Annotated in this window: 17 protein-coding genes; 10 read left to right on the top strand and 7 right to left on the bottom strand. The window is 70.8% G+C overall.

Annotated elements, in window-relative coordinates:
* Positions 1–234 precede the first annotated feature (234 nt).
* Positions 235–861: a superoxide dismutase gene (locus tag E1218_RS27805; protein ID WP_132325489.1), complete on the top strand. Its 627-nt coding sequence runs from the start codon at positions 235–237 to the stop codon at positions 859–861.
* A 53-nt stretch (positions 862–914) separates the two neighbouring features.
* On the opposite strand, the gene E1218_RS27800 is transcribed toward E1218_RS27805, so the two are convergent.
* A complete protein-coding gene (locus E1218_RS27800) occupies positions 915–1,700 on the bottom strand; it encodes an alpha/beta fold hydrolase (protein ID WP_132325486.1) in 786 nt (261 codons plus the stop codon).
* 171 nt (positions 1,701–1,871) lie between these two features.
* Between E1218_RS27800 and E1218_RS27795 the strand changes: the two genes are divergently transcribed.
* The gene (locus tag E1218_RS27795; RefSeq protein WP_132325483.1) at positions 1,872–2,315 is read left to right on the top strand and encodes a phage holin family protein; all 444 of its coding nucleotides are present in this window, start codon (positions 1,872–1,874) and stop codon (positions 2,313–2,315) included.
* Positions 2,316–2,391: 76 nt separating this feature from the next.
* On the top strand, positions 2,392–2,682 hold the full coding sequence (locus tag E1218_RS27790; RefSeq protein WP_132325480.1) for a DUF3618 domain-containing protein: 291 nt from the start codon (positions 2,392–2,394) through the stop codon (positions 2,680–2,682).
* Positions 2,683–2,802: 120 nt separating this feature from the next.
* Here the strand turns inward: E1218_RS27790 and E1218_RS27785 are convergent, their stop codons facing one another.
* The gene (locus E1218_RS27785) at positions 2,803–4,071 is read right to left on the bottom strand and encodes an RNA polymerase sigma factor (protein ID WP_233712510.1); all 1,269 of its coding nucleotides are present in this window, start codon (positions 4,069–4,071) and stop codon (positions 2,803–2,805) included.
* Positions 4,072–4,171: 100 nt separating this feature from the next.
* On the opposite strand from E1218_RS27785, the gene E1218_RS27780 reads away from it, so the two are divergent.
* On the top strand, positions 4,172–7,159 hold the full coding sequence (locus E1218_RS27780; RefSeq protein WP_165949452.1) for a glycine--tRNA ligase: 2,988 nt from the start codon (positions 4,172–4,174) through the stop codon (positions 7,157–7,159).
* On the opposite strand, the gene E1218_RS27775 is transcribed toward E1218_RS27780, so the two are convergent.
* Entirely contained in the window at positions 7,143–8,135 is a 993-nt protein-coding gene (locus E1218_RS27775; protein ID WP_132325474.1) for a GDSL-type esterase/lipase family protein, read from the bottom strand. The two genes, E1218_RS27780 and E1218_RS27775, sit on opposite strands and share 17 nt — an antisense overlap.
* Positions 8,132–8,857 (bottom strand): GntR family transcriptional regulator, encoded by a 726-nt coding sequence (locus E1218_RS27770; protein WP_202866223.1) that lies wholly within the window; start codon positions 8,855–8,857, stop codon positions 8,132–8,134. Before E1218_RS27770 ends, E1218_RS27775 begins: the two co-directional genes overlap by 4 nt.
* A gap of 148 nt (positions 8,858–9,005) precedes the next feature.
* Here E1218_RS27770 and E1218_RS27765 point away from each other — a divergent pair, with 148 nt between their 5' ends.
* The 3 genes from E1218_RS27765 to E1218_RS27755 all read left to right on the top strand — a co-directional run bounded on the left by E1218_RS27765 (position 9,006) and on the right by E1218_RS27755 (position 13,359).
* Positions 9,006–10,073 (top strand): isocitrate/isopropylmalate dehydrogenase family protein, encoded by a 1,068-nt coding sequence (locus E1218_RS27765; protein ID WP_132325472.1) that lies wholly within the window; start codon positions 9,006–9,008, stop codon positions 10,071–10,073.
* Positions 10,070–12,568, top strand: coding sequence for an aconitate hydratase AcnA (acnA, locus tag E1218_RS27760; protein ID WP_202866222.1), 2,499 nt, complete (start codon positions 10,070–10,072; stop codon positions 12,566–12,568). Before E1218_RS27765 ends, acnA begins: the two co-directional genes overlap by 4 nt.
* 68 nt (positions 12,569–12,636) lie before the next feature.
* On the top strand, positions 12,637–13,359 hold the full coding sequence (locus E1218_RS27755; RefSeq protein ID WP_132325469.1) for a VIT1/CCC1 transporter family protein: 723 nt from the start codon (positions 12,637–12,639) through the stop codon (positions 13,357–13,359).
* 35 nt (positions 13,360–13,394) lie between these two features.
* Here the strand turns inward: E1218_RS27755 and E1218_RS37515 are convergent, their stop codons facing one another.
* Positions 13,395–13,805 carry a transposase gene (locus E1218_RS37515; protein WP_233712509.1) on the bottom strand — a complete coding sequence of 137 codons (411 nt, stop codon included), beginning with the start codon at positions 13,803–13,805 and terminating at the stop codon, positions 13,395–13,397.
* Positions 13,806–13,844: 39 nt separating this feature from the next.
* Entirely contained in the window at positions 13,845–14,591 is a 747-nt protein-coding gene (locus tag E1218_RS37510; protein WP_233712508.1) for an RNA-guided endonuclease InsQ/TnpB family protein, read from the bottom strand.
* 107 nt (positions 14,592–14,698) lie between these two features.
* On the opposite strand from E1218_RS37510, the gene E1218_RS27745 reads away from it, so the two are divergent.
* Together E1218_RS27745 and E1218_RS27740 are read left to right on the top strand one after the other, a co-directional pair.
* The gene (locus E1218_RS27745) at positions 14,699–16,501 is read left to right on the top strand and encodes an FAD-binding protein (protein WP_132325466.1); all 1,803 of its coding nucleotides are present in this window, start codon (positions 14,699–14,701) and stop codon (positions 16,499–16,501) included.
* 10 nt (positions 16,502–16,511) lie between these two features.
* Positions 16,512–17,096 (top strand): Chromate resistance protein ChrB, encoded by a 585-nt coding sequence (locus E1218_RS27740; RefSeq protein WP_132325463.1) that lies wholly within the window; start codon positions 16,512–16,514, stop codon positions 17,094–17,096.
* Here the strand turns inward: E1218_RS27740 and E1218_RS27735 are convergent.
* Positions 17,093–18,037 carry a MurR/RpiR family transcriptional regulator gene (locus E1218_RS27735; protein ID WP_165949451.1) on the bottom strand — a complete coding sequence of 315 codons (945 nt, stop codon included), beginning with the start codon at positions 18,035–18,037 and terminating at the stop codon, positions 17,093–17,095. The genes E1218_RS27740 and E1218_RS27735 overlap by 4 nt on opposite strands.
* Positions 18,038–18,183: 146 nt before the next feature.
* On the opposite strand from E1218_RS27735, the gene E1218_RS27730 reads away from it, so the two are divergent.
* The coding region (locus E1218_RS27730; RefSeq protein WP_202866221.1) for a C45 family peptidase at positions 18,184–18,514 on the top strand (331 nt) is incomplete at its 3' end.

Below are 18,514 nucleotides of genomic sequence, written 5' to 3'. Positions count from 1 at the left end.
AGACTCGGGCGTGGCTCCGGGCGGGGAGTATGTGAAGCTGGGGGTGACCGGTGCGGGCCCGCGTGAGCGGGGCCGGATCGGGCACAGGTCGCAGGTGCCGGACGCGCGCCGGTGAGATGCGGCACCGGCCCGCGCGGCGCCTTGACCTCAACCGTGGTTGAAGTTTCAAGCTGGTGCCGCTGGAACAGGACATCGGAGATATCGGCCCCCGCGGGCCCCGACGAAGGAGCAGAGTTGACCACGTACACGCTTCCCGACCTCCCCTACGACTACGGTGCGCTGGCGCCGAGCATCGCCGGTGAGATCATGGAGCTGCACCACTCCAAGCACCACCAGACCTACGTGAACGGCCTGAACGACACCCTGGAGAAGCTGGCCGCGGCCCGCGAGAAGGGTGACTTCGGCGCCATCGTCGGGTTGGAGAAGTCGCTCGCCTTCAACCTCGGCGGGCACGTCAACCACTCGATCTTCTGGAAGAACCTGTCGCCGGACGGTGGCGACAAGCCGGACGGCGAGCTGGGCGCCGCGGTGGACGAGTTCTTCGGCTCGTTCGACGGCTTCCAGTCCCACTTCACCGCGGCGGCCACCACCATCCAGGGGTCCGGCTGGGCGATCCTCGGCTGGGACGCGCTGGCGGGCAAGCTGCTCGTGCACCAGCTGTACGACCAGCAGGGCAACCTGCCGGCCGGCCAGATCCCGATCGTCATGCTCGACATGTGGGAGCACGCGTTCTACCTGCAGTACAAGAACGTGAAGCCGGACTACGTCAAGGCGTGGTGGAACGTGGTGAACTGGGCCGACGCCCAGGCCCGCTTCGACGCCGCCCGCTCCGGCGCCGCCGGCCTGATCGCCGGCAGCTGAGCACACCGCGAGGGGCGCCCGGACCAGGTGGCCCGGGCGCCCCTCGCGTCATCTCAGCGCAGAAATCCGGCGATCACCGGGGCGATCGCCGACGCCTTGATCACGTGGTTCTGACCGGGCACCTCCGTGTGCTTCGCTCCCGGTACGGCGCTCGCCAGCGCCTTCACCGACGTCCGCATCCAGCCCGGGCTCCTGCCGCCGTTCACGACCAGCGCGGGCGCCTCGATCGTTGCCCACTGCCCCGCGTCCAGCGGCCGGCCGAAGCAGTTGTCGCCGAGCAGTTCGGCATCGTACGGCAAGGTGTGGGCGACCGCCTTCATGCCCTTCCAGGCCGGCATCAACTTCATCATCGCGACCACGAACCCCGGCAGCCCGATGCCCTTCGTCATGAAGTACTTCACCGCGTCCGACGGGCCCAGCGCCCGCAGGTCGGACACCCAGGTCGCCGGGATCTGCTTGCGGCTGTCGTCCACGACGTACGGCGGCTCGAACGCCACGAACCGGGTGATCGACAGCCCGGCCGCGGCCGCGCGCAACGTCAGCGCGGCGCCTGACGACGTGCCGTAGACGGTCGCCGACCCGCCGGCCACCTCGATCACGGCGGCCAGGTCCTCGATCTCCCGGCGGACGTCGTACTCGGCGGCGTCACCGCTGTCGCCGCGGCCGCGGCGGTCGTAGTTGTAGACGGTGAACTCCGATGCCAGCAGCTCGGCGAGCTCCGGCATCGGGCCCTGCGCCCGGCTGCACAGAGCACCGTCGACCAGCACCAGTGCCGGGCCGCTCCCTCGCCGGTCGTACGCGATCGTCGTACCGTCCTTGGAAATCACTGTCGCGGTCATGCGCAGATCCTCCTGCCTCCGTGGGCCACTCGGCCGCCTTCACCACTGCGTCGAACGCGGGGAGCGGAAATCGACCGGGCGGAGGAGAACACGAGCCCTGGTCGTACGGGCACGCTGCGTAGCCGGGGCGGGACTGGGTACCGGACCGCGAGCCGACCACGGGAGACGATGATGACGACGCGTCCGGACGCCGTCCGGCACGATGCCGGACAGAACCAGGGTGAGCAGCTGGGCGCCCTGGTGAGCGAGTTGACCAGCGACGTGAGCCGACTGGTCCGCGACGAACTGGAGCTGGCCAAGGCCGAGCTCAAGGACAAGGGCAAGGAAGCCGGCGTCGGGTTCGGGCTGTTCGGTGGCGCCGGGATGGTGGGGCTGTACGGCCTCGGCGCGGTGGTCGCGGCCGCCATCCTCGGGCTCGCGCAGGCGGTGCCGGCCTGGCTGGCGGCACTGATCGTCGCGGTGGTGCTGTTCGCGGTCGCCGGGATCGCGGCACTTCTCGGCAAGCGGCACGTCGGCCGCGCCACTCCGCCCGTTCCGCAGCACGCCGTCGAGGGCGTGCACGAGGACCTCGAAGCACTCAAGGGCCACCAGCCGGAAGGGAAGATCACCGCATGACCGACCGAAGCGAGGGCGTCATCAAGCGCTGTCCATCAGGTGTCTCATCGGCGCCCGGAGCGAAGCGAGGACGTGGATGAGCACCAAGGCCAACCATCGGGAGCCGATCTCCGAGACGGAGGCGCTCCGGATCGACCTCGAACAGACCCGGGCGCACCTCGCCGGCACCGTGCAGGAACTGAGCCGGCAGCTCAACTTCCCGGGCCGGATCAAGGAGTCGGCCGCTCAGGCGGGCCGCCGGCTCCGGGGTCGGGTGCGGCAGATGCCGGCCGCGGGGCGCCGACACCCGAAGGCGATGGCTGTCCTGGGCGGGGCGATGGCTCTCGGCCTCGGCGCAGCGACCTGGCTGGCCCGAAGGCACAAGTAGGGTTTCGGCGGCTTCCGCGGTTCGATCGCGTCTATCAGCGGCTACGGCACGAACGCGTGCCCGATTCCCGCGGAGCGGTCCCGGATGAACTACCTCCGGCGGAACGGCAAGGGCTGACCGTCAGCAGGCCGCGGCCCGCTCCAGCAGGAGAGTGCGTTCGCGTTCGTTGCGAGTGAGTGCGGCGGCCTTCTCGAACTCGGTCCGAGCCTCGTCGAGCCGGCCGAGCTTGAAGAGGAGGTCGCCGCGCACGCTCGGCAGCAGGTGGTAGTCCTTCAGCGACGGCTCGTCCGCGAGCAGGTCGACGGCCTCGAGACCGCGCTCCGGGCCGAACGCCATCGAGATCGCGACCGCCTGGTTGAGCTCGACCACCGGCGACGGCGTGACGCGGGCGAGTACGGCGTACAGGCCGGCGATCCGGGCCCAGTCGGTCTCGCCGGGATCGGCCGCGCGGGCGTGGCAGGCAGCGATCGCGGCCTGGAGGAGGTACGGGCCGGGTGGCTTGTCCAGCGCCCAGGCGCGCTCGAGCCCCTCGAGACCGCGCCGGATCAGCAGCCGGTCCCACCGGCGGCGGTCCTGGTCGAGCAGCAGGACGGGCTCGCCCTCCGGGCCGATCCGGGCGTTCGCCCGCGACGACTGCAGCTCCATCAGCGCGAGCAGCCCGTGCACCTCGGGCTCCGTCGGCATCAGCTCGGCCAGCAGCCGGCCGAGGCGCATCGCCTCGTTGCACAGCGCCGGCCGCATCCAGTCGTCGCCGGCGGTCGCGGAGTACCCCTCGTTGTAGATCAGGTAGACGACCTCGAGCACGGACGTCAGCCGGTCGAGCAGCTCGTCGCCGGCCGGCACCTCGAACTCGACCCCGGCCTTGGCCAGGTTGCGTTTGGCCCGGACGATCCGCTGCGCGATCGTCGACTCGGGCGCGAGGAACGCACGGGCGATCTCGTCGGTCTTCAGTCCGCCGAGCAGCTTCAGCGTCAGCGTCACCCGGGCGTCCATCGTCAGCACCGGGTGGCAGGCGGTGAAGACGAGCCGGAGCAGGTCGTCCTCGATGTGGTCCTCGAGGATCGCCTCCACTTGGTCTTCTACGCTGTCCTCGACTCCGTTGCTGTCGATCTCGAGCTGGTGGCCCATCTCGGCGAGCTTGCGCTGGTACGTCTCCTTGCGCCGGATCAGGTCGATCGCCCGCCGCTTCGCGATCGCCATCAGCCAGGCACCGGGATTCCTGGGTACGCCGGACTCCGGCCACTGCTCCAGCGCCGCCACCAGCGCGTCCTGGGCGAGCTCCTCGGCCAGCCCGACGTCGCGCACGATCCGGGCCACGCCGGCGATGATCCGTGCCGACTCGATCCGCCAGACCGCGTCGACGGCTCCCCGCGCCTCGGTAACTGTCACCCGTCGATGGTAATCCGGGCACCGGCCGCCCGCCGGGGGCGAATAGACTGCCCCCCGGATCACCCCCTCGGAAGAACGCTTGAGGTTTGCTGTGCTCACCATGCAGGACGCGCTGCTCGCGCTGACGAAGTACTGGACCGACCGTGGGTGCATGGTCGTGCAGCCGTTCAACACCGAGGTCGGCGCCGGCACGCTGAACCCAGCGACCATCCTGCGGGTGCTCGGCCCCGAGCCGTGGCGGGTCGCGTACGTCGAGCCGAGCGTCCGGCCCGACGACAGCCGGTACGGCGAGAACCCGAACCGCCTGCAGACGCACACCCAGTTCCAGGTGGTGCTCAAGCCGGACCCGGGCAACCCGCAGGAGCTGTTCCTGGACAGCCTGACCGCGCTCGGGATCGACATCGACGCGCACGACGTCCGGTTCGTCGAGGACAACTGGGCCAACCCGGCGACCGGTTCCTGGGGGCTCGGCTGGGAGGTCTGGCTGGACGGCCTGGAGATCACCCAGTTCACCTACTTCCAGCAGGCCGGCGGGATGACGCTGGACCCGGTGTCGGTGGAGATCACCTACGGCATCGAGCGGATCATGATGGCGTTGCAGGGCGTCTCGCACTTCAAGGACATCGCCTACGCGCCCGGCATCTCGTACGGCGAGGCGTTCGGCCAGGCGGAGTACGAGATGAGCCGGTACTACCTGGACGACGCCGACGTGGAGTCGCAGAAGCGGCTGTTCGAGGAGTACGCGAACGAGGCCCGCCGGATGCTCGACGCGCGGCTCCCGGTCCCGGCGCACGTCTACGTGCTGCGCTGCTCGCACACCTTCAACGTGCTCGACTCCCGCGGTGCCGTCAGTACGACCGAACGCGCCAAGGCCTTCGGCCGGATGCGGTCGCTGGCCCGCGAGGTGGCTCAGCTGTGGGCCGAGCGCCGGACCGAGCTCGAGCACCCGCTCGGGATCGCCCAGCTGCCCGCGGCGGCACCCGAGCCGACCGAGTTCCCGGCGATCACCGGCACCCGGCAGCTGACCTTCGAGATCGGCACCGAGGAGATGCCGCCGTCGGAGGTCACGAAGACCGCGGAGGCCGTGCGGACCGCACTGACCGAGAAGCTCGCCGCGACCAGGCTCGCCCACGGTGACGTCACGGCGTACGCCACGCCCCGGCGCGTGGTCGCCTTCGTCGCCGGTGTGCAGGCCGGCGAGCCGGACGCGGAGCGAGTGGTCCGCGGACCGCGGAAGTCGGCCGCGTACGACGCCGACGGCAACGTCACCAAGGCCGCCGCGGGGTTCGCGCGCGGCCAGGGTGTCTCCACCGACGACCTGCACGACCTGGACGTCGACGGTGTGGAGTACGTCGCGGTCACCAAGCCCGACCCGGGACGCGGCGCGGCCGAGGTGCTGAGCGGCGTCCTGAGTGAGATCGTCGCCGGGCTGCGCTCGGACAAGAACATGCGGTGGAACGACGCCAAGCTGTCGTTCACCCGGCCGGTCCGCTGGCTGGTCGCGCTGCTCGGCGACCGGGTCGTCCCGGTGTCGGTGTCGTCGCTGGCCGCCGGCCGGACGACGCGGGTGCACCGGACCGCCGCCCAGCCGCAGGTGGAGATCGCCGCGGCCGAGGGGTACCTGGACCTGCTCCGGATCCACGGCATCGAGGCAGACCCGGCGAAGCGCCGCGCGCAGATCATCGAAGCGGCCCGGCGTCTGGCCGAGGGGGTCGGCGGCACCGTCGACGTCGAGGGTGAGTCGGCGCTGATCGACCAGATCGTCAACCTGGTCGAGGAGCCGACCGCGATCCTGGGCGGGTTCTCGGCCGACTACCTGACACTGCCGGCCGAGATCCTGACCACGGTGATGCGCAAACACCAGCGCTACCTGCCGGTGCGCAACGCGCAGGGTGAGCTGCTTCCGCATTTCGTTGCCGTGGCCAACGGTTCGGTCGACGAGGACGTGGTCCGCGGCGGCAACGCGGCGGTGCTGCGGGCGCGGTACGAGGACGCCGCCTTCTTCTGGCGGGCCGACCTGGAGACGCCGCTGGAGACGATGAAGGCCGAACTGGACAAGCTGGCCTTCGAGGAGCGGCTCGGCTCGATGGCGGACCGGGCGGCCCGGATCGGCCGGATCGCCACCTCGCTGGCGGCCGTCGTGGGCCTGGAAGGTGACGACCTGACCACGCTGAAGCGGGCGGCCGAGCTGGCGAAGTTCGACCTCGGGTCGCAGATGGTCGTCGAGCTGACCAGCCTGGCCGGCACGATGGCTCGCGAGTACGCGCGGCGTGCGGGGGAGAGCGAGGCCGTGGCGCAGGCGCTGTACGACATGGAGTTGCCGCGGTCGGCCGGTGACCCGGTGCCGTCGACGACTCCGGGCGCGCTGCTCGCGCTCGCCGACCGCTTCGACCTGCTGGCCGGGCTGTTCGGCATCGGCGCCAAGCCGACCGGCAGCTCCGACCCGTTCGCGCTGCGGCGCGCGGCCGCCGGAGTGGTCGCGATCCTGCGCGAGCACCGGGCGCTCAAGGCGATCACGCTCGGGACCGGCCTGCGGGCCGCCGCCGCGGAGATCGGTGCCCAGGGCATCGACGTACCGGCGGAGTCGCTCGACGAGGTCGCGGAGTTCACCGTCCGGCGGTACGAGCAGCAGCTGATCGACCGCGGCGACGACCACCACCAGGTGGCCGCGGTGTTGCCGTTGGCGGCTGCTCCGGCGGTCGCGGACGAGACGCTGGCGTCGCTGCAGCAACTGGTCGGCAGCAGCGACTTCGCCGGCCTGGTCGCGGTCCTGCAGCGGGTCCGGCGGATCGTGCCGGAGGGGACCGAGGCGTCCTACGACGCGGGCAAGCTGACCGAGCCCGCGGAGGTCGTCCTGCACGAGGCGGTCCAGAAGGTCGGCCAGGCGCCGACCGCGCTGGCCGAGTTCGTCACCGCCGCGTCGGTCCTGGTCGAGCCGGTCACCACCTTCTTCGACGAGATCCTGGTGATGGCCGACGACCCGGCCCTGCGCGCCGCCCGCCTCGGCCTGCTGGCGACCATCAGCACCCTGGCCGCCCCGGTTCTCGACTGGCAGGCGCTGGGCACCAGCCTTACCGCGGGAGAGTGAGCCGCGGAGCGAGGCGCTCCGCGATCAGGCGGTAGCCGTCGGGCCCTGGATGGACGTCGTCGACGTACAGGGCCCGGGCCTCGTCGGTGGTGAGGACCGTTCGGCCGTCGATGATCCGGAGGTCCGGGTCCGTTCGGGCGCCGAGTTCGACGCAGGTCCGGACGCCGTCCAGGGTCAGGCCGAGTGCGTTCGGCTTGCCCTCGAGGTTGGGGGCGACGAGGGGCGTGATGACGACGAGCGGGGTCTGCGGGTGGCCGTCGCGGACGGTGGAGACGAAGGCTTCCACCTGGCTCGGCAGGGTGCGGCCGCTGTAGGTCTCGCCGCCGTAGATGTTGATGCCGAGGCACATCGAGATCAGCCGGGCGGGCTGGTCGCGGATGGTGCGGGCGGCGACCGGGTCGAGGTGGCACTCGCCGGCGAACCCGAGTGCGGTCAGGTTCCAGCCGTGAGTCCGCGCGACCAGCGCCGGCCAGGTCTCGGACGGGCCGTACGCGCCGGTGCACTGGGTGATCGAACTGCCGTAGGTGATCCACCGCGGGCCGGTCGACCCCAGTGGCTCGGCCTCGCCGGCGAAGGACAGGCCCCGGACGGCGATCGCGCCCGACTGCGGCAGCCAGAGCTCGACCTCGACCGGACGCCCCGGAAGCTCGACGACGAGTCGCTGCTCGCCGTCGACCACCACGCAGCGCTCGTGCAGTTCGCCGTCGACCAGGACGTCGAGCGGAGCGAGCACCGAGTAGATGCCCAGGCTCGCCCGGAGCTCCAGGCTCATCGAGGACGCCGACGTACGCCACGCGGCCCGGACACCGGCCGGCGTCGCCGCCCGCTCCCACAGCCGGTGGCCGGGGCGATCCGGGGATCCGGTCCAGTCGATCAGGCGGAAGTCGTGACCGCGCGGATCGAGTCGCCAGTACGTCGACCAGCCGTCGGCGTCGACCTCGCGATACTGGTAGCCGGTCCACAGCGCGTCAGTCATCGGCGTCCTCCTCGGATGCCCCGGAGTGACCGGGCGACGGGTTGGGCGGCGGCGGACGTGAGCCGGGCGACCGCGCGGGCACCGAGGCTGGCGTCGACGTGGGCGAGCATGACCGCGGCGGCCGTGTCGGAGTCCCCGGCCGCGATCGCGTCGACCAGCGCGAGGTGCTCGGTGTGGGTCCGGTCCAGGTCCTCCTCGGTGCGGCCGTCCTCGAGCGCGAGCCTGCGGTACCGGTCCGCCTTGTCCCACAGCCCGTCCAGGGTCTGGACGAGCATCTGGTTGTGCGACGCGGTGTAGATCGCGACGTGGAACCGCCGGTGCGTCGACAGCTCGGCCGCGCCGGGGTCGGTCCGCAGCGGCAGCAGTTCGGCGGCCGTCGACCGGATCAGCTCGAGCTCCTGCTGGGTACGGCGTTCGGCGGCGAGACCGGCGGCGAGCGGGTCGAGGGACCGCCGGATCTCGACCAGGTCGCGAGCCTCCTCGGCGGTCAACCGGGTGATCCGGGCGTCCCGGTGCGCGTCCAGCTCGACCAGCCCGTCGCTCATCAACCGGCGCAGTGCTTCGCGGAGCGGCGTCGTACTGATGCCCAGCTGCCGGGCCAGCGCACCCTGCTGGATGACCGAGCCGGGGACGAGCTCACCGCGCAGCACCTGGTCGCGGACGAGCTCGTAGGCGACCTCGGCCTTGGTCGCCGTCCTGGTCACCCCGTTGGTCTCCGTCACGCCGCCCTCCTCACCCGACCCGGGCTACAAACCTATCGCACGGAAAGACTATAACGACTCTGAGCCAAAGAACGCCCGATTTCAAGGCCTGAGACGACCGATGGTGAGATGTTGACGCCGAAGGTTATAACGACTCACACTCGTCGCCATGGCAGACAACCACAGACTGGGCGTCCTGGCCGGTGACGGCATCGGGCCCGAGATCGTTCCTGCGGCCGTCCAGGTGCTCGACGCGGCGGTGGCGGCTGCCGGTGGTGCGCCGATCGAGTGGGTCCCGCTCCCGGTCGGTGCCGAGGCGATCGCAACGCACGGCAGTGCGCTCCCGCCGGTCACCTTGGAGACCCTCGGGCAGCTCGACGGCTGGCTGCTGGGTCCGCACGACAGTGCGGCGTACCCGCAGGAGCACCGGGCCCGGCTGAACCCGAGCGGCTTTCTGCGCAAACACTTCGACCTGTTCGCGAACATCCGGCCGGCGAAGGCCTTCGAAGGCACGCCCGCGCTGGTGCCCGGCCTCGACCTCGTGGTCGTCCGGGAGAACACCGAGGGCTTCTATGCCGACCGCAGTACCTATCGCGGCACCGGTGAGTACATGCCGACGGCCGACGTGGCGATCGCGATGGGGATCTTCACCCGGCCCGCGATCGAGCGGATCGCGCGGCAGGCGTTCGAGCTGGCGATGCGGCGTCGCAAGCACCTGACGATCGTGCACAAGGCGAACGTGCTCCGGCTGACGACCGGCTTCTTCCGCGACATCTGCCGCGAGCTCGCCGCCGGGTACCCGGAGGTCCGGGTCGACGACTTCCACATCGACGCGATGACCGTCCACCTGGTCCGGCACGGCGCCGACTTCGACGTGCTGGTGACCGAGAACATGTTCGGCGACATCCTCTCCGACCTGGCCGGCGAGCTGGCCGGCTCGCTCGGGATCGCGCCGTCGGTGAACGCCTCGCACGAGCACGCGATGGCCCAGGCCGCGCACGGCTCGGCGCCGGACATCGCCGGTCGCGACCTGGCCAACCCGACGGCGATGATCGCGTCCGGCGCGATGCTGCTGGACTGGCTCGGCGACGACCTGTCCAAGCGGGCCGCGGACCTGGTCGAGCGTGGCCTCCGGGTGACCGTGTCGCGCGGCGTCCGCACTGCCGACCTCGGCGGCCGCGCGGGAACGGCGGAGTTCGCCGGTGCGGTCGCCGCGGCGGTCGGCGAGCTGACGTGAACGGCAAGTTCACGCCGTTGCGGGGGATCGCGCCCGACCACCTGCCGCGCACCCTGCGGATCCTGCTCGAGAACGCGCTCCGCAACGGTACGGCGAGTGCCGCGCTGCGGACCTGGGAGCCGGGTGCCGCCGGTGACCTGGAGGTGCATCCGTCGCGGGTGTTCCTGCACGACACGAACGGCGTCCCCGTGCTCGTCGACCTGGCCGCGATGCGGGACGCGATGGCGGCGCAGGGCAAGGATCCGGCGCTGGTCGACCCGTTGGTCCCGGCCGAGCTGGTCGTGGACCACTCGGTGATCGCGGACGCGTTCGGCCGGCCGGACGCGATGCGGTTGAACGTGGCGCTGGAGTACGAGCGGAACGCCGAGCGGTTCCGGTTCCTGCGCTGGGGGCAGCGGACGTTCCGGCAGGTGAAGGTCGTTCCGCCAGGTGCGGGGATCATGCACCAGATCAACCTCGAGCACCTCGCCCGCGTGGTCGAGGAGCGCGACGGCTGGGTGTTCCCCGATCTGTGCCTGGGCACCGACTCGCACACCACCATGGTCAACGGGCTGGGGGTCCTCGGCTGGGGCATCGGCGGGATCGAGGCCGAGGCGGCGATGCTCGGGCAGTCGGTGTCGATGGTGCTGCCCCGGGTGGTCGGCGTACGGCTGACCGGTGCCCTCCCGGTGGGGACGACGGCTACCGACCTGGTGCTGACGATCACCGAGACGCTGCGCGCGCACGGGGTGGTCGGCAAGCTGGTCGAGTTCGGCGGTCCGGCGCTGGCCGACATGCCCGTTCCGGACCGGGCGACGATCGCCAACATGAGCCCGGAGTTCGGCTCGACCGCGGCGTACTTCCCGATCGACCAGCGCACGCTGGACTACCTGCTGTTCACGGGACGCTCCCCGCAGAAGGTCGCGCTGGTCGAGTCGTACGCACGCGAGCAAGGACTGTGGCACGACCCCTCGGCGAACCTTCGCTACGACGAGTACGCCGACATCGATCTGGGCGCGGTGGTCCCGTCGATCGCCGGTCCGCGTCGGCCCCAGCAGCGCGCCTCGCTCGCCGACGCCCGCTCGGCGGTGGAGCCAGAGCTCCCGCAGGGCCCGCGAACCGGCGCCGTGCCGGGCCACGGGGCGGTGGTGGTCGCGGCGATCACGTCCTGCACGAACACCTCGAATCCCGCCGTGATGGTCGCCGCCGGGTTGCTCGCCCGGAACGCGGTCGAACGCGGACTGACCAGCAAACCGTGGGTGAAGACCACACTGTCCCCGGGATCGCGGGTGGTGGTGGACTACCTCGGCGACGCCGGACTCACGCCGTACCTGGAGAAGCTCGGGTTCCACCTGGCCGGCTTCGGGTGCATGACGTGCATCGGGGCGTCCGGTGCGCTGATCGACTCCGTCGGTGCGGCCGTGCGGGCGCAGGATCTGACCGTGGCGGCGGTGCTCTCGGGCAATCGCAACTTCGAGGGCCGGATCCAGCCCGACGTACGGCTCAACTACCTCGCCTCGCCGCCCTTGGTGGTCGCCTACGCACTGGCCGGCCGGATGGACATCGACCTGCTCACCGAGCCCCTCGGCACGACGGACAGCGGCGAGCCGGTCCATCTCGCGGATCTCTGGCCGGACCCGGCCGACATCGACGCGGTGATGACCGAGACGCTTCGGCCCGAGCTCTTCAGCAGTGCGTACAGCGACGTGTTCGCCGGTGACGAGCGGTGGCAGCGGCTCGACGTACCGGAAGGCGAGATCTTCGCCTGGGGCGACTCGACGTACCTGCAGCGGCCGCCGTACTTCGACCAGCAGGCGGCGCCGGGCGATCTGATCGGCGCGCGGGCGTTGGTACGACTCGGGGACTCGGTGACCACCGACCACATCTCGCCCGCGGGCGCGATCCCGGCTGACAGCGTGGCCGGGCGGTATCTGCGGGACCGCGGGGTCACCCAGTTGAACACCTACGCGTCGCGCCGAGGCAACCACCACGTGATGGTGCGTGGTGCCTTTGGCAACGTTCGGCTGCGGAACCGGCTTGCTCAGGGCGTTGAAGGTCCGGTGACTCCGGGGCCGGACGGCGTACTGGCCCCGATCTTCGACGCCGCCGAGGCGTACCGGGCGGCCGGCGTGCCGGTCGTCGTTGTCGCGGGCAAGGAGTACGGGACCGGGTCGTCCCGGGACTGGGCCGCGAAGGGGCCGGCGTTGCTCGGGGTACGGGCGGTGCTCGCGCAGTCGTTCGAGCGGATCCACCGGTCGAACCTGGTCGGGCTCGGCATTCTGCCGCTGGAGTTCCTGCCGGGGGAGGGCGACGACCTCACCGGCGAGGAGCCGATCGACATCCGCCTCGGGGACGACGGGTTCGCGACGGCGTACTCCGCGGGGAAGAAGTACCGGCTGCAGGTCCGGCTCGACACGCCGCGCGAGACCGAGTACTACCGCCACGGCGGGGTGCTGCCGTTCGTCCTGCACCGACTGACCGCTGAGCCGTTGAATCGTCAGGAAGGTAACGGGTAGGCTTGTGTAACAGGTGATGCAAATTAACTAAGGTTACGCTCACCTCACCCGCGGAAGGACTTTCTGAAATGACCGCGTCAGTAGCGGAAGTACCAACTCCCGAGATCCACCACTCCCACCGTGACGTCACCGGCGGCTGGCTGCGGCCGGCGACGTTCGGCGTGATGGACGGACTGGTGTCGAACTTCGCCCTGGTCGCCGGGGTGGTCGGCGGCGGCGCGACCGGCAAGGTCGTGATCGTCACCGGACTGGCCGGCCTGGTGGCCGGCGCCTGCTCGATGGCGTCCGGCGAGTTCACCTCGGTCTCCTCGCAGACCGAGCTGATGAAGGCCGAGATCGAGGTGGAGCGGCGCGAGCTGCGGATCCACCCCGAGGAGGAAGAGCGCGAGCTCGCGATGATGTACGAGGCGAAGGGACTCCGGCCCGAGCTCGCCGCGCAGGTCGCCCGTGAGCTCACCAGCGACCCGGACGTCGCGCTCGACGTGCACGTGCGCGAGGAGCTAGGGGTCGACCCCAACGACCTGCCGTCGCCGTGGCTGGCCGCCGGTTCGTCGTTCGCCGCGTTCGCCGTCGGCGCCGTGATCCCGCTGATCCCGTTCATCTTCGGCGTCGTCAGCGTGTGGCCGGCGCTGTTGCTGAGCGCCCTCGGCCTGGTCGTCACCGGCGGCATCGTCGGCAAGATCACCGCCCGTCCGTTCTGGTACGGCGGCGGCCGCCAACTCCTCCTCGGTGGCATCTCCGCCGCCGTCACCTTCGTCGTCGGCCTGGCCGTAGGAACCGGATTGTCTTGACGTCCTCCCTGCCTGACAGGCAGGGATTCCAACTACTACGCGGAGGTAGCGTGTTGAGGTTCACGCTTCGGCGAGACCGGTGCGAGCGTCTCTCGGCGTGCGCTGACGGCCCGTCCGGCCGCGACGTTGACTGCAGCGTTCACATCGGCGTTCGCCTGATGTCCGCAGGCGACGCATCGGAAGACCGCTTGGCTCTCGCGGTTCCCCGGTGCGCGGTGCCCGCAGATGCTGCAGGTCTGCGACGTGTACGCAGGGTTCACTTTCTCGACTCGTCCGGCCGCCTTATCCTCCAGGCGCTGGACGAGCAGCCCCCAGCCGGCTGCCAGGATGCCGCGGTTGAGGCCTGCCTTGGCGCGGCGCCGGTTCGGCAGGAACCCGCCGGGGCGATGAGGGTCCGGTTTACGCTCGGGGCGCTTGGTCAGCTGTCCAATCCGCAGGTCTTCCACGCGGATGATGTCGAATCTCCGGGCAAGCTCGGTGCTGGTCTACTCCACCCAGTCCTTGCGGCGGCTGCGGCCGCGGGCCCGCAGCTTGGCAATCGTGGCCTGTACTCGCTGACGCCGGTTGGAACCGCGACGGCAGCGGGCCAGCCGGCGCTGCAACTGTCTCAGCCGGAACTCCTCGGCTTGCGACAGGCTGGGGCACGACAGCAGCTCACCGGTGGACAGTGCCGCCGAGACGGTGACGCCACGGTCCACGCCGACCACCTCGCCTGTTCCAGGTCCCGGGAACGGCGCGGGGATCGCCGTGAACGCGAGGTGCCAGCATCCTGCCCGGTCACGAGTGATGCGGTACGACTTGGCGTCGGGCACGGCGCGGGACGACCGGAATCTGATCCAGCCGACCTTGGGTACGTTGACTGCCGCCCACCTCCGGTTCAGCTCTCTGACCCTGGTCGCCTGCCGACCGACGATGCGGAAACCTTCGTGCCGTCCGGCACTGCGCCCGGTCGGTCGCCGATGGGTGCCGGTGTAGTAGTTCTTGACGGCTTGGTCGAAATCCCGCAGCGCTTGTTGCTGGACGGTCTGGGACCCAGCACGCAACCAGTCGAACGCAGCCCGCGCCTCGGTCAACTGCCGTGCCTGATCGATGTATCCGGGCGTCACGCGTCTGTCGCGCGTACGCATCGACCACTGCTCCAGCGCCAGGTTCCACACGTACCGAGCATGCCCACAGTGCTTCAGCAACGCTGCCTGTTGCGTGGGCGTCGGATACATCCGGAACCGAGACATGCCGACCATCCAATCAGCCGGGACCGACAGTCCCCGATCTCCACCGAAGGGAGGCAGTCGCGGTTCCTTCCTGCACAGAAAGGTGAAGTTCTCCCGCGACGAGTCCGATGACAGCTGCAGGGCGGCCGCTGCGGGTTGTGGGGTTGATCAAGCAGGTGCCGAAGGGGGACCACAGCGGACGTCTGGATGCGGACGGGCGGCTCGAGCGGGCCGGTGCGGTCACGGAGATGAACCCGTGGTGCCGCCGGGCCGTCGCTCAGGCCGTCCGGCTGGCGGGGGAGACGGGTGGTCGCAGTACCGCGATCACCATGGGTCCTCCGGTGGCTGCCGACGTACTGCGCGAGGCGCTCGCTTGGGGTGTGGACGACGCCCTGCACCTGACGGACCCGGCGCTGTCCGGATCGGACTGCTTGATCACCGCACGTGCGCTGGCCGCCACGATCGCGGTGCTGGACGAGCGACCGGACCTCATTCTCGTCGGCGCCAGCTCCGTCGACGGCAGCACCGGGGCGGTCGGTGCCATGCTCGCCGAGTTGCTCGGTCTGCCGTTCACCGGCCCGGTGCTCACGCTCGAGCCGGTGGGCAGTCACCTGCGGACGACCGTCCAGTACGACACCGGAACCGAGTCTGTCGACGTACGGCTCCCCGCGGTCGTGGCCGTGGCCGAACGCTCCTGCGACCCGTGCAAGGCGCCCGTGGAGACCTGGCCGGCAGGCGACAGCATCCGCCGCGTGACCACCGGCGACCTGCCCCCCGGCCGCTGGGGTCTGCCGGGCAGCCCCACCAAGGTCGCCAACGTCCATCCGGCCCCGCTCACCCGGAACCCGGTGATCTTCCGCGGCACCGCGGAGTCCCAGGCAACCCGGGCGATCACCGAACTACTGGCCCGCGGCTGCTTCGGCCTCCCGCAGGCGGAACCCGCAGAACCTGTGGCGGATCGTGCGACCGGTGACCCGGTCCACGCCGAGGGCGCCGGGTCCGAGGTGCTGGTGTTGGTGGGGCCAGGGCCGGAGGCGGGCACTCGGGCTCTTCTCGGTGCGGCGGCTGACCTGGCCGCCGACGTGGGTGGTTCGGTGACCGCAGTGAGAACAGTACAGAGCAGCAACGACCTCGCGCGGTGGGGTGCGGACGCCGTGGTGACCTTGACCGGGGACCAGCCGCGGCCGGCTGCCGGCAGTCTCGTGAAGTGGATGGCCGAGCGGGACCCGTGGGCTGTGCTCGGTGCGGCGCTGCCATGGGATCGGGAGGTGCTCGCGCGGCTCGCGGTCGCGACGGGCGCCGGGCTGATGTCCGACCTGATCAGCCTGAGCCTCAACGGCACCCGCCTGACCGGACTGAAACCGTCCGGCGGCGGCACTCTGGCCGAGATCGTCAGCCACGGGTCCCCGCAGATCGCGACCCTGCGGACCGGCCTCCTCCCGCTGCGCGCCGCACGCGTCGATCGGCCTCTCGACGAGCACACCCTGCACGTGCCCGACGACCCCGCAGTACGCCGGGCGGAGCGGCGTACCGGCAGCGATGGGGACGCGCTCGACCGCGCGGCCGTGGTGATCGGCCTCGGCCGCGGTGTCGCCCCGGCGAGCTACGCCGAGATCGAGCCGCTGCGCGTCCTGCTCGGCGCCGAGCTCGCGGCGACCCGCAAGGTCACCGACCAGGGCTGGATGCCGCACGGGCGGCAGCTCGGCATCACCGGCCGGAGCGTCGCGCCGCGGCTGTATGTCGCGGTCGGCCTGTCCGGCAACCTGAACCACCTGGCCGGCGCGAGCCGGGCCGGGACCGTGCTGGCCGTCAACACCGACCCGGCCGCGGAGGTCTTCGCGCACTGCGACGTCGGGCTGGTCGCGGACTGGCGGGAGGTGATGCCTCACCTGGTCGAGCGGCTCCGCGGGCACGTTGCGCCGTGGAGATAGCCTGTGCGGCATGGCGACGACCCGACGGACGAAGGCTGCGGTGACCATCCCGGCCACCGAGGCCTGGCTGCTGCTGATCTACAAGGTGCCCAGCGACTCGTCGCGGGCGCGGGTGGCGGTCTGGCGGGAGCTGAAGCGGCTCGGTGGGTTCTACGTGCAGCAGGCGGTGTGCGTGCTGCCGGACCGTGAGGAGCTGCGGACCGGGATGGAGAAGGTGCGGGAACGGGTCGCCGAGCTCGGCGGCTCCAGCGTCTTCCTCACCCTGACCGACGTCGACGAGGACGCCCGTTCGCAGTTCGTCGAGGGCTTCCGGAGCCAGTCGGCCAAGGAGTACGCCGAGATCGTCGAGGAGTGCGAGACGAAGTTCGTCAAGGAGATCGAGTTCGAGCGCTTCCGGGAGAACTACACGTTCGAGGAGGCCGAGGAGATCAGGCAGGACCTGGAGAAGCTCCGCCGCTGGCTGGCGAAGGTCGAGGGCCGCGACTGGATGGGTGCCGACGGCAAGGACCTGGCCCGCGCCAAGGTCGCCGACTGCGAACGCCTGCTGGAGGAGTTCGAGGCCGACGTCTACGAACGGACCGAGGGCCGGGTCTAGCTGCTGCGCCGTTTCGGCTTGCTGCGCGGCGCGGCCGTGCGGGGAAGGCCGAGCACCGTCTCGTCGGCGAGCGGGTAGCCGTTGAGCTGTTCGCGGAGCTGGTTCATCCGGACCGTGTTGCTCAGGGCGCGATCCCGGTCGTGGGCGGCGACGGCGATCGTCAGCGCCTCCAGGATGATGAGCACCATCGCCTGGCTGGTGAACGTCCCGGGACGGCTCATCCGGGTCGACAGCACGACCTCGACCTCGTCGCGCAGGGCCTCGCCGAGGGTGTCGGTCAGCAGGATCACCGGCACGCCGGCCTCGGTGCAGTGGTCCAGGATGGTCCGGGCCTCGCGGTTCAGCCGGTTGTGCGCCATCACGATGACGACGTCCTCGCGGCCGAGCAGCAGGATCCGGTCGGCCAGCCGGTACCCGGTGTCGGTCGCGACCCGGGCCCGGTGACCGATCCGGGTCAGGTGGGTGGCGATGTACTCCGAGACGCCGTCCAGACCGGCGAACCCGCAGATCACCGTCTCCCGGGCGGCGTCGATCAGCTCGGCCGCCCGGCGGAACTCGTCCGGGTCGATCAGCTGCTCGGCCATCGTCAGGTGCTCGATGTGGTCGCGCAGCGTCGCCCGCAGCACGGACTCGGGTCCTTCGCCGAGGGACTCCAGGCTCGCGCTCAGCCGACTGGCCGGGGTGAGCAGGGTCTGCAGGTGCCCCTGTAGCGACCGCTTCAGCCCGGGCAGGCCGTCGTACCCGAGGGCCTTGGCGGTCCGGACGACGCTCGCGTCGCTGGTGCCGGTCGCCCGGCCGAGTTCCTCGGCGGACGAGAACGCGGCCTCCTGCGGGTGGGCGGACAGGTACTCGGCGACCTTCCGCTCGGTCGCGGTGAGGTCGGCGAGCCGGGTCGCCACCCGCTCCTGCAAGGTCGGCGGCTTGGCCTCTGCTGTGGTCACGTTCGATTCCCTCCTTCCGAGTCGGCTCATCATTTCATCCGCGAACCGGTTGACAGCGATTGTAGCAATCACTACCGTCAAGTGAATATTCGTAGTGAACACAACGACTGCGCGGTTCGCCCATCCCGTCCAGCTCAGGAGCATCCGTGATCGACACGATCGACATCTCGGCAGCGGATCCCCGCGAACGCGGTCGCCAGTACGGCGAGGCGGCGCGGGCACACATCGCCGCCTCGGTGGCCTTCTACACCGAGTCCGTCGCCCACAAGACCGGCCTGTCCTGGCCCGAGGTGCAGAACCGGGCCGGCGCGTGGCTGCCGATCATCGAGGGCTACCTGCCGGGGATCGTGCCCGAGCTACGCGGCATCGCCGACGGCTCCGGCCACCGGTTCGAGGAGATCGTGGCGCTCAACAGCCGCGGCGAACTGACCCGCGGCAACCCGTTCGAGACCCCCGCCCGGCCCGGCGGCTGCTCCC

The sequence above is a fragment of the Kribbella turkmenica genome (assembly GCF_004348725.1).
GTDB lineage: Bacteria > Actinomycetota > Actinomycetes > Propionibacteriales > Kribbellaceae > Kribbella > Kribbella turkmenica.
This window is presented reverse-complemented; position numbering and strand designations above follow the sequence as displayed.

Excerpts from the sequence above, each read along its gene's own strand:
- E1218_RS37510 (WP_233712508.1), bottom strand. The coding sequence starts at position 14,591 with ATGTCTCGGTTCCGGATGTATCCGACGCCCACGCAACAGGCAGCGTTG.
- E1218_RS27790 (WP_132325480.1), top strand. The coding sequence starts at position 2,392 with ATGAGCACCAAGGCCAACCATCGGGAGCCGATCTCCGAGACGGAGGCG.
- E1218_RS27740 (WP_132325463.1), top strand. The coding sequence starts at position 16,512 with ATGGCGACGACCCGACGGACGAAGGCTGCGGTGACCATCCCGGCCACC.
- E1218_RS27765 (WP_132325472.1), top strand. The coding sequence starts at position 9,006 with ATGGCAGACAACCACAGACTGGGCGTCCTGGCCGGTGACGGCATCGGG.
- E1218_RS27800 (WP_132325486.1), bottom strand. The coding sequence starts at position 1,700 with ATGACCGCGACAGTGATTTCCAAGGACGGTACGACGATCGCGTACGAC.
- E1218_RS27780 (WP_165949452.1), top strand. The coding sequence starts at position 4,172 with ATGCAGGACGCGCTGCTCGCGCTGACGAAGTACTGGACCGACCGTGGG.
- E1218_RS27745 (WP_132325466.1), top strand. The coding sequence starts at position 14,699 with ATGACAGCTGCAGGGCGGCCGCTGCGGGTTGTGGGGTTGATCAAGCAG.
- E1218_RS27795 (WP_132325483.1), top strand. The coding sequence starts at position 1,872 with ATGACGACGCGTCCGGACGCCGTCCGGCACGATGCCGGACAGAACCAG.
- E1218_RS27775 (WP_132325474.1), bottom strand. The coding sequence starts at position 8,135 with ATGACTGACGCGCTGTGGACCGGCTACCAGTATCGCGAGGTCGACGCC.
- E1218_RS27755 (WP_132325469.1), top strand. The coding sequence starts at position 12,637 with ATGACCGCGTCAGTAGCGGAAGTACCAACTCCCGAGATCCACCACTCC.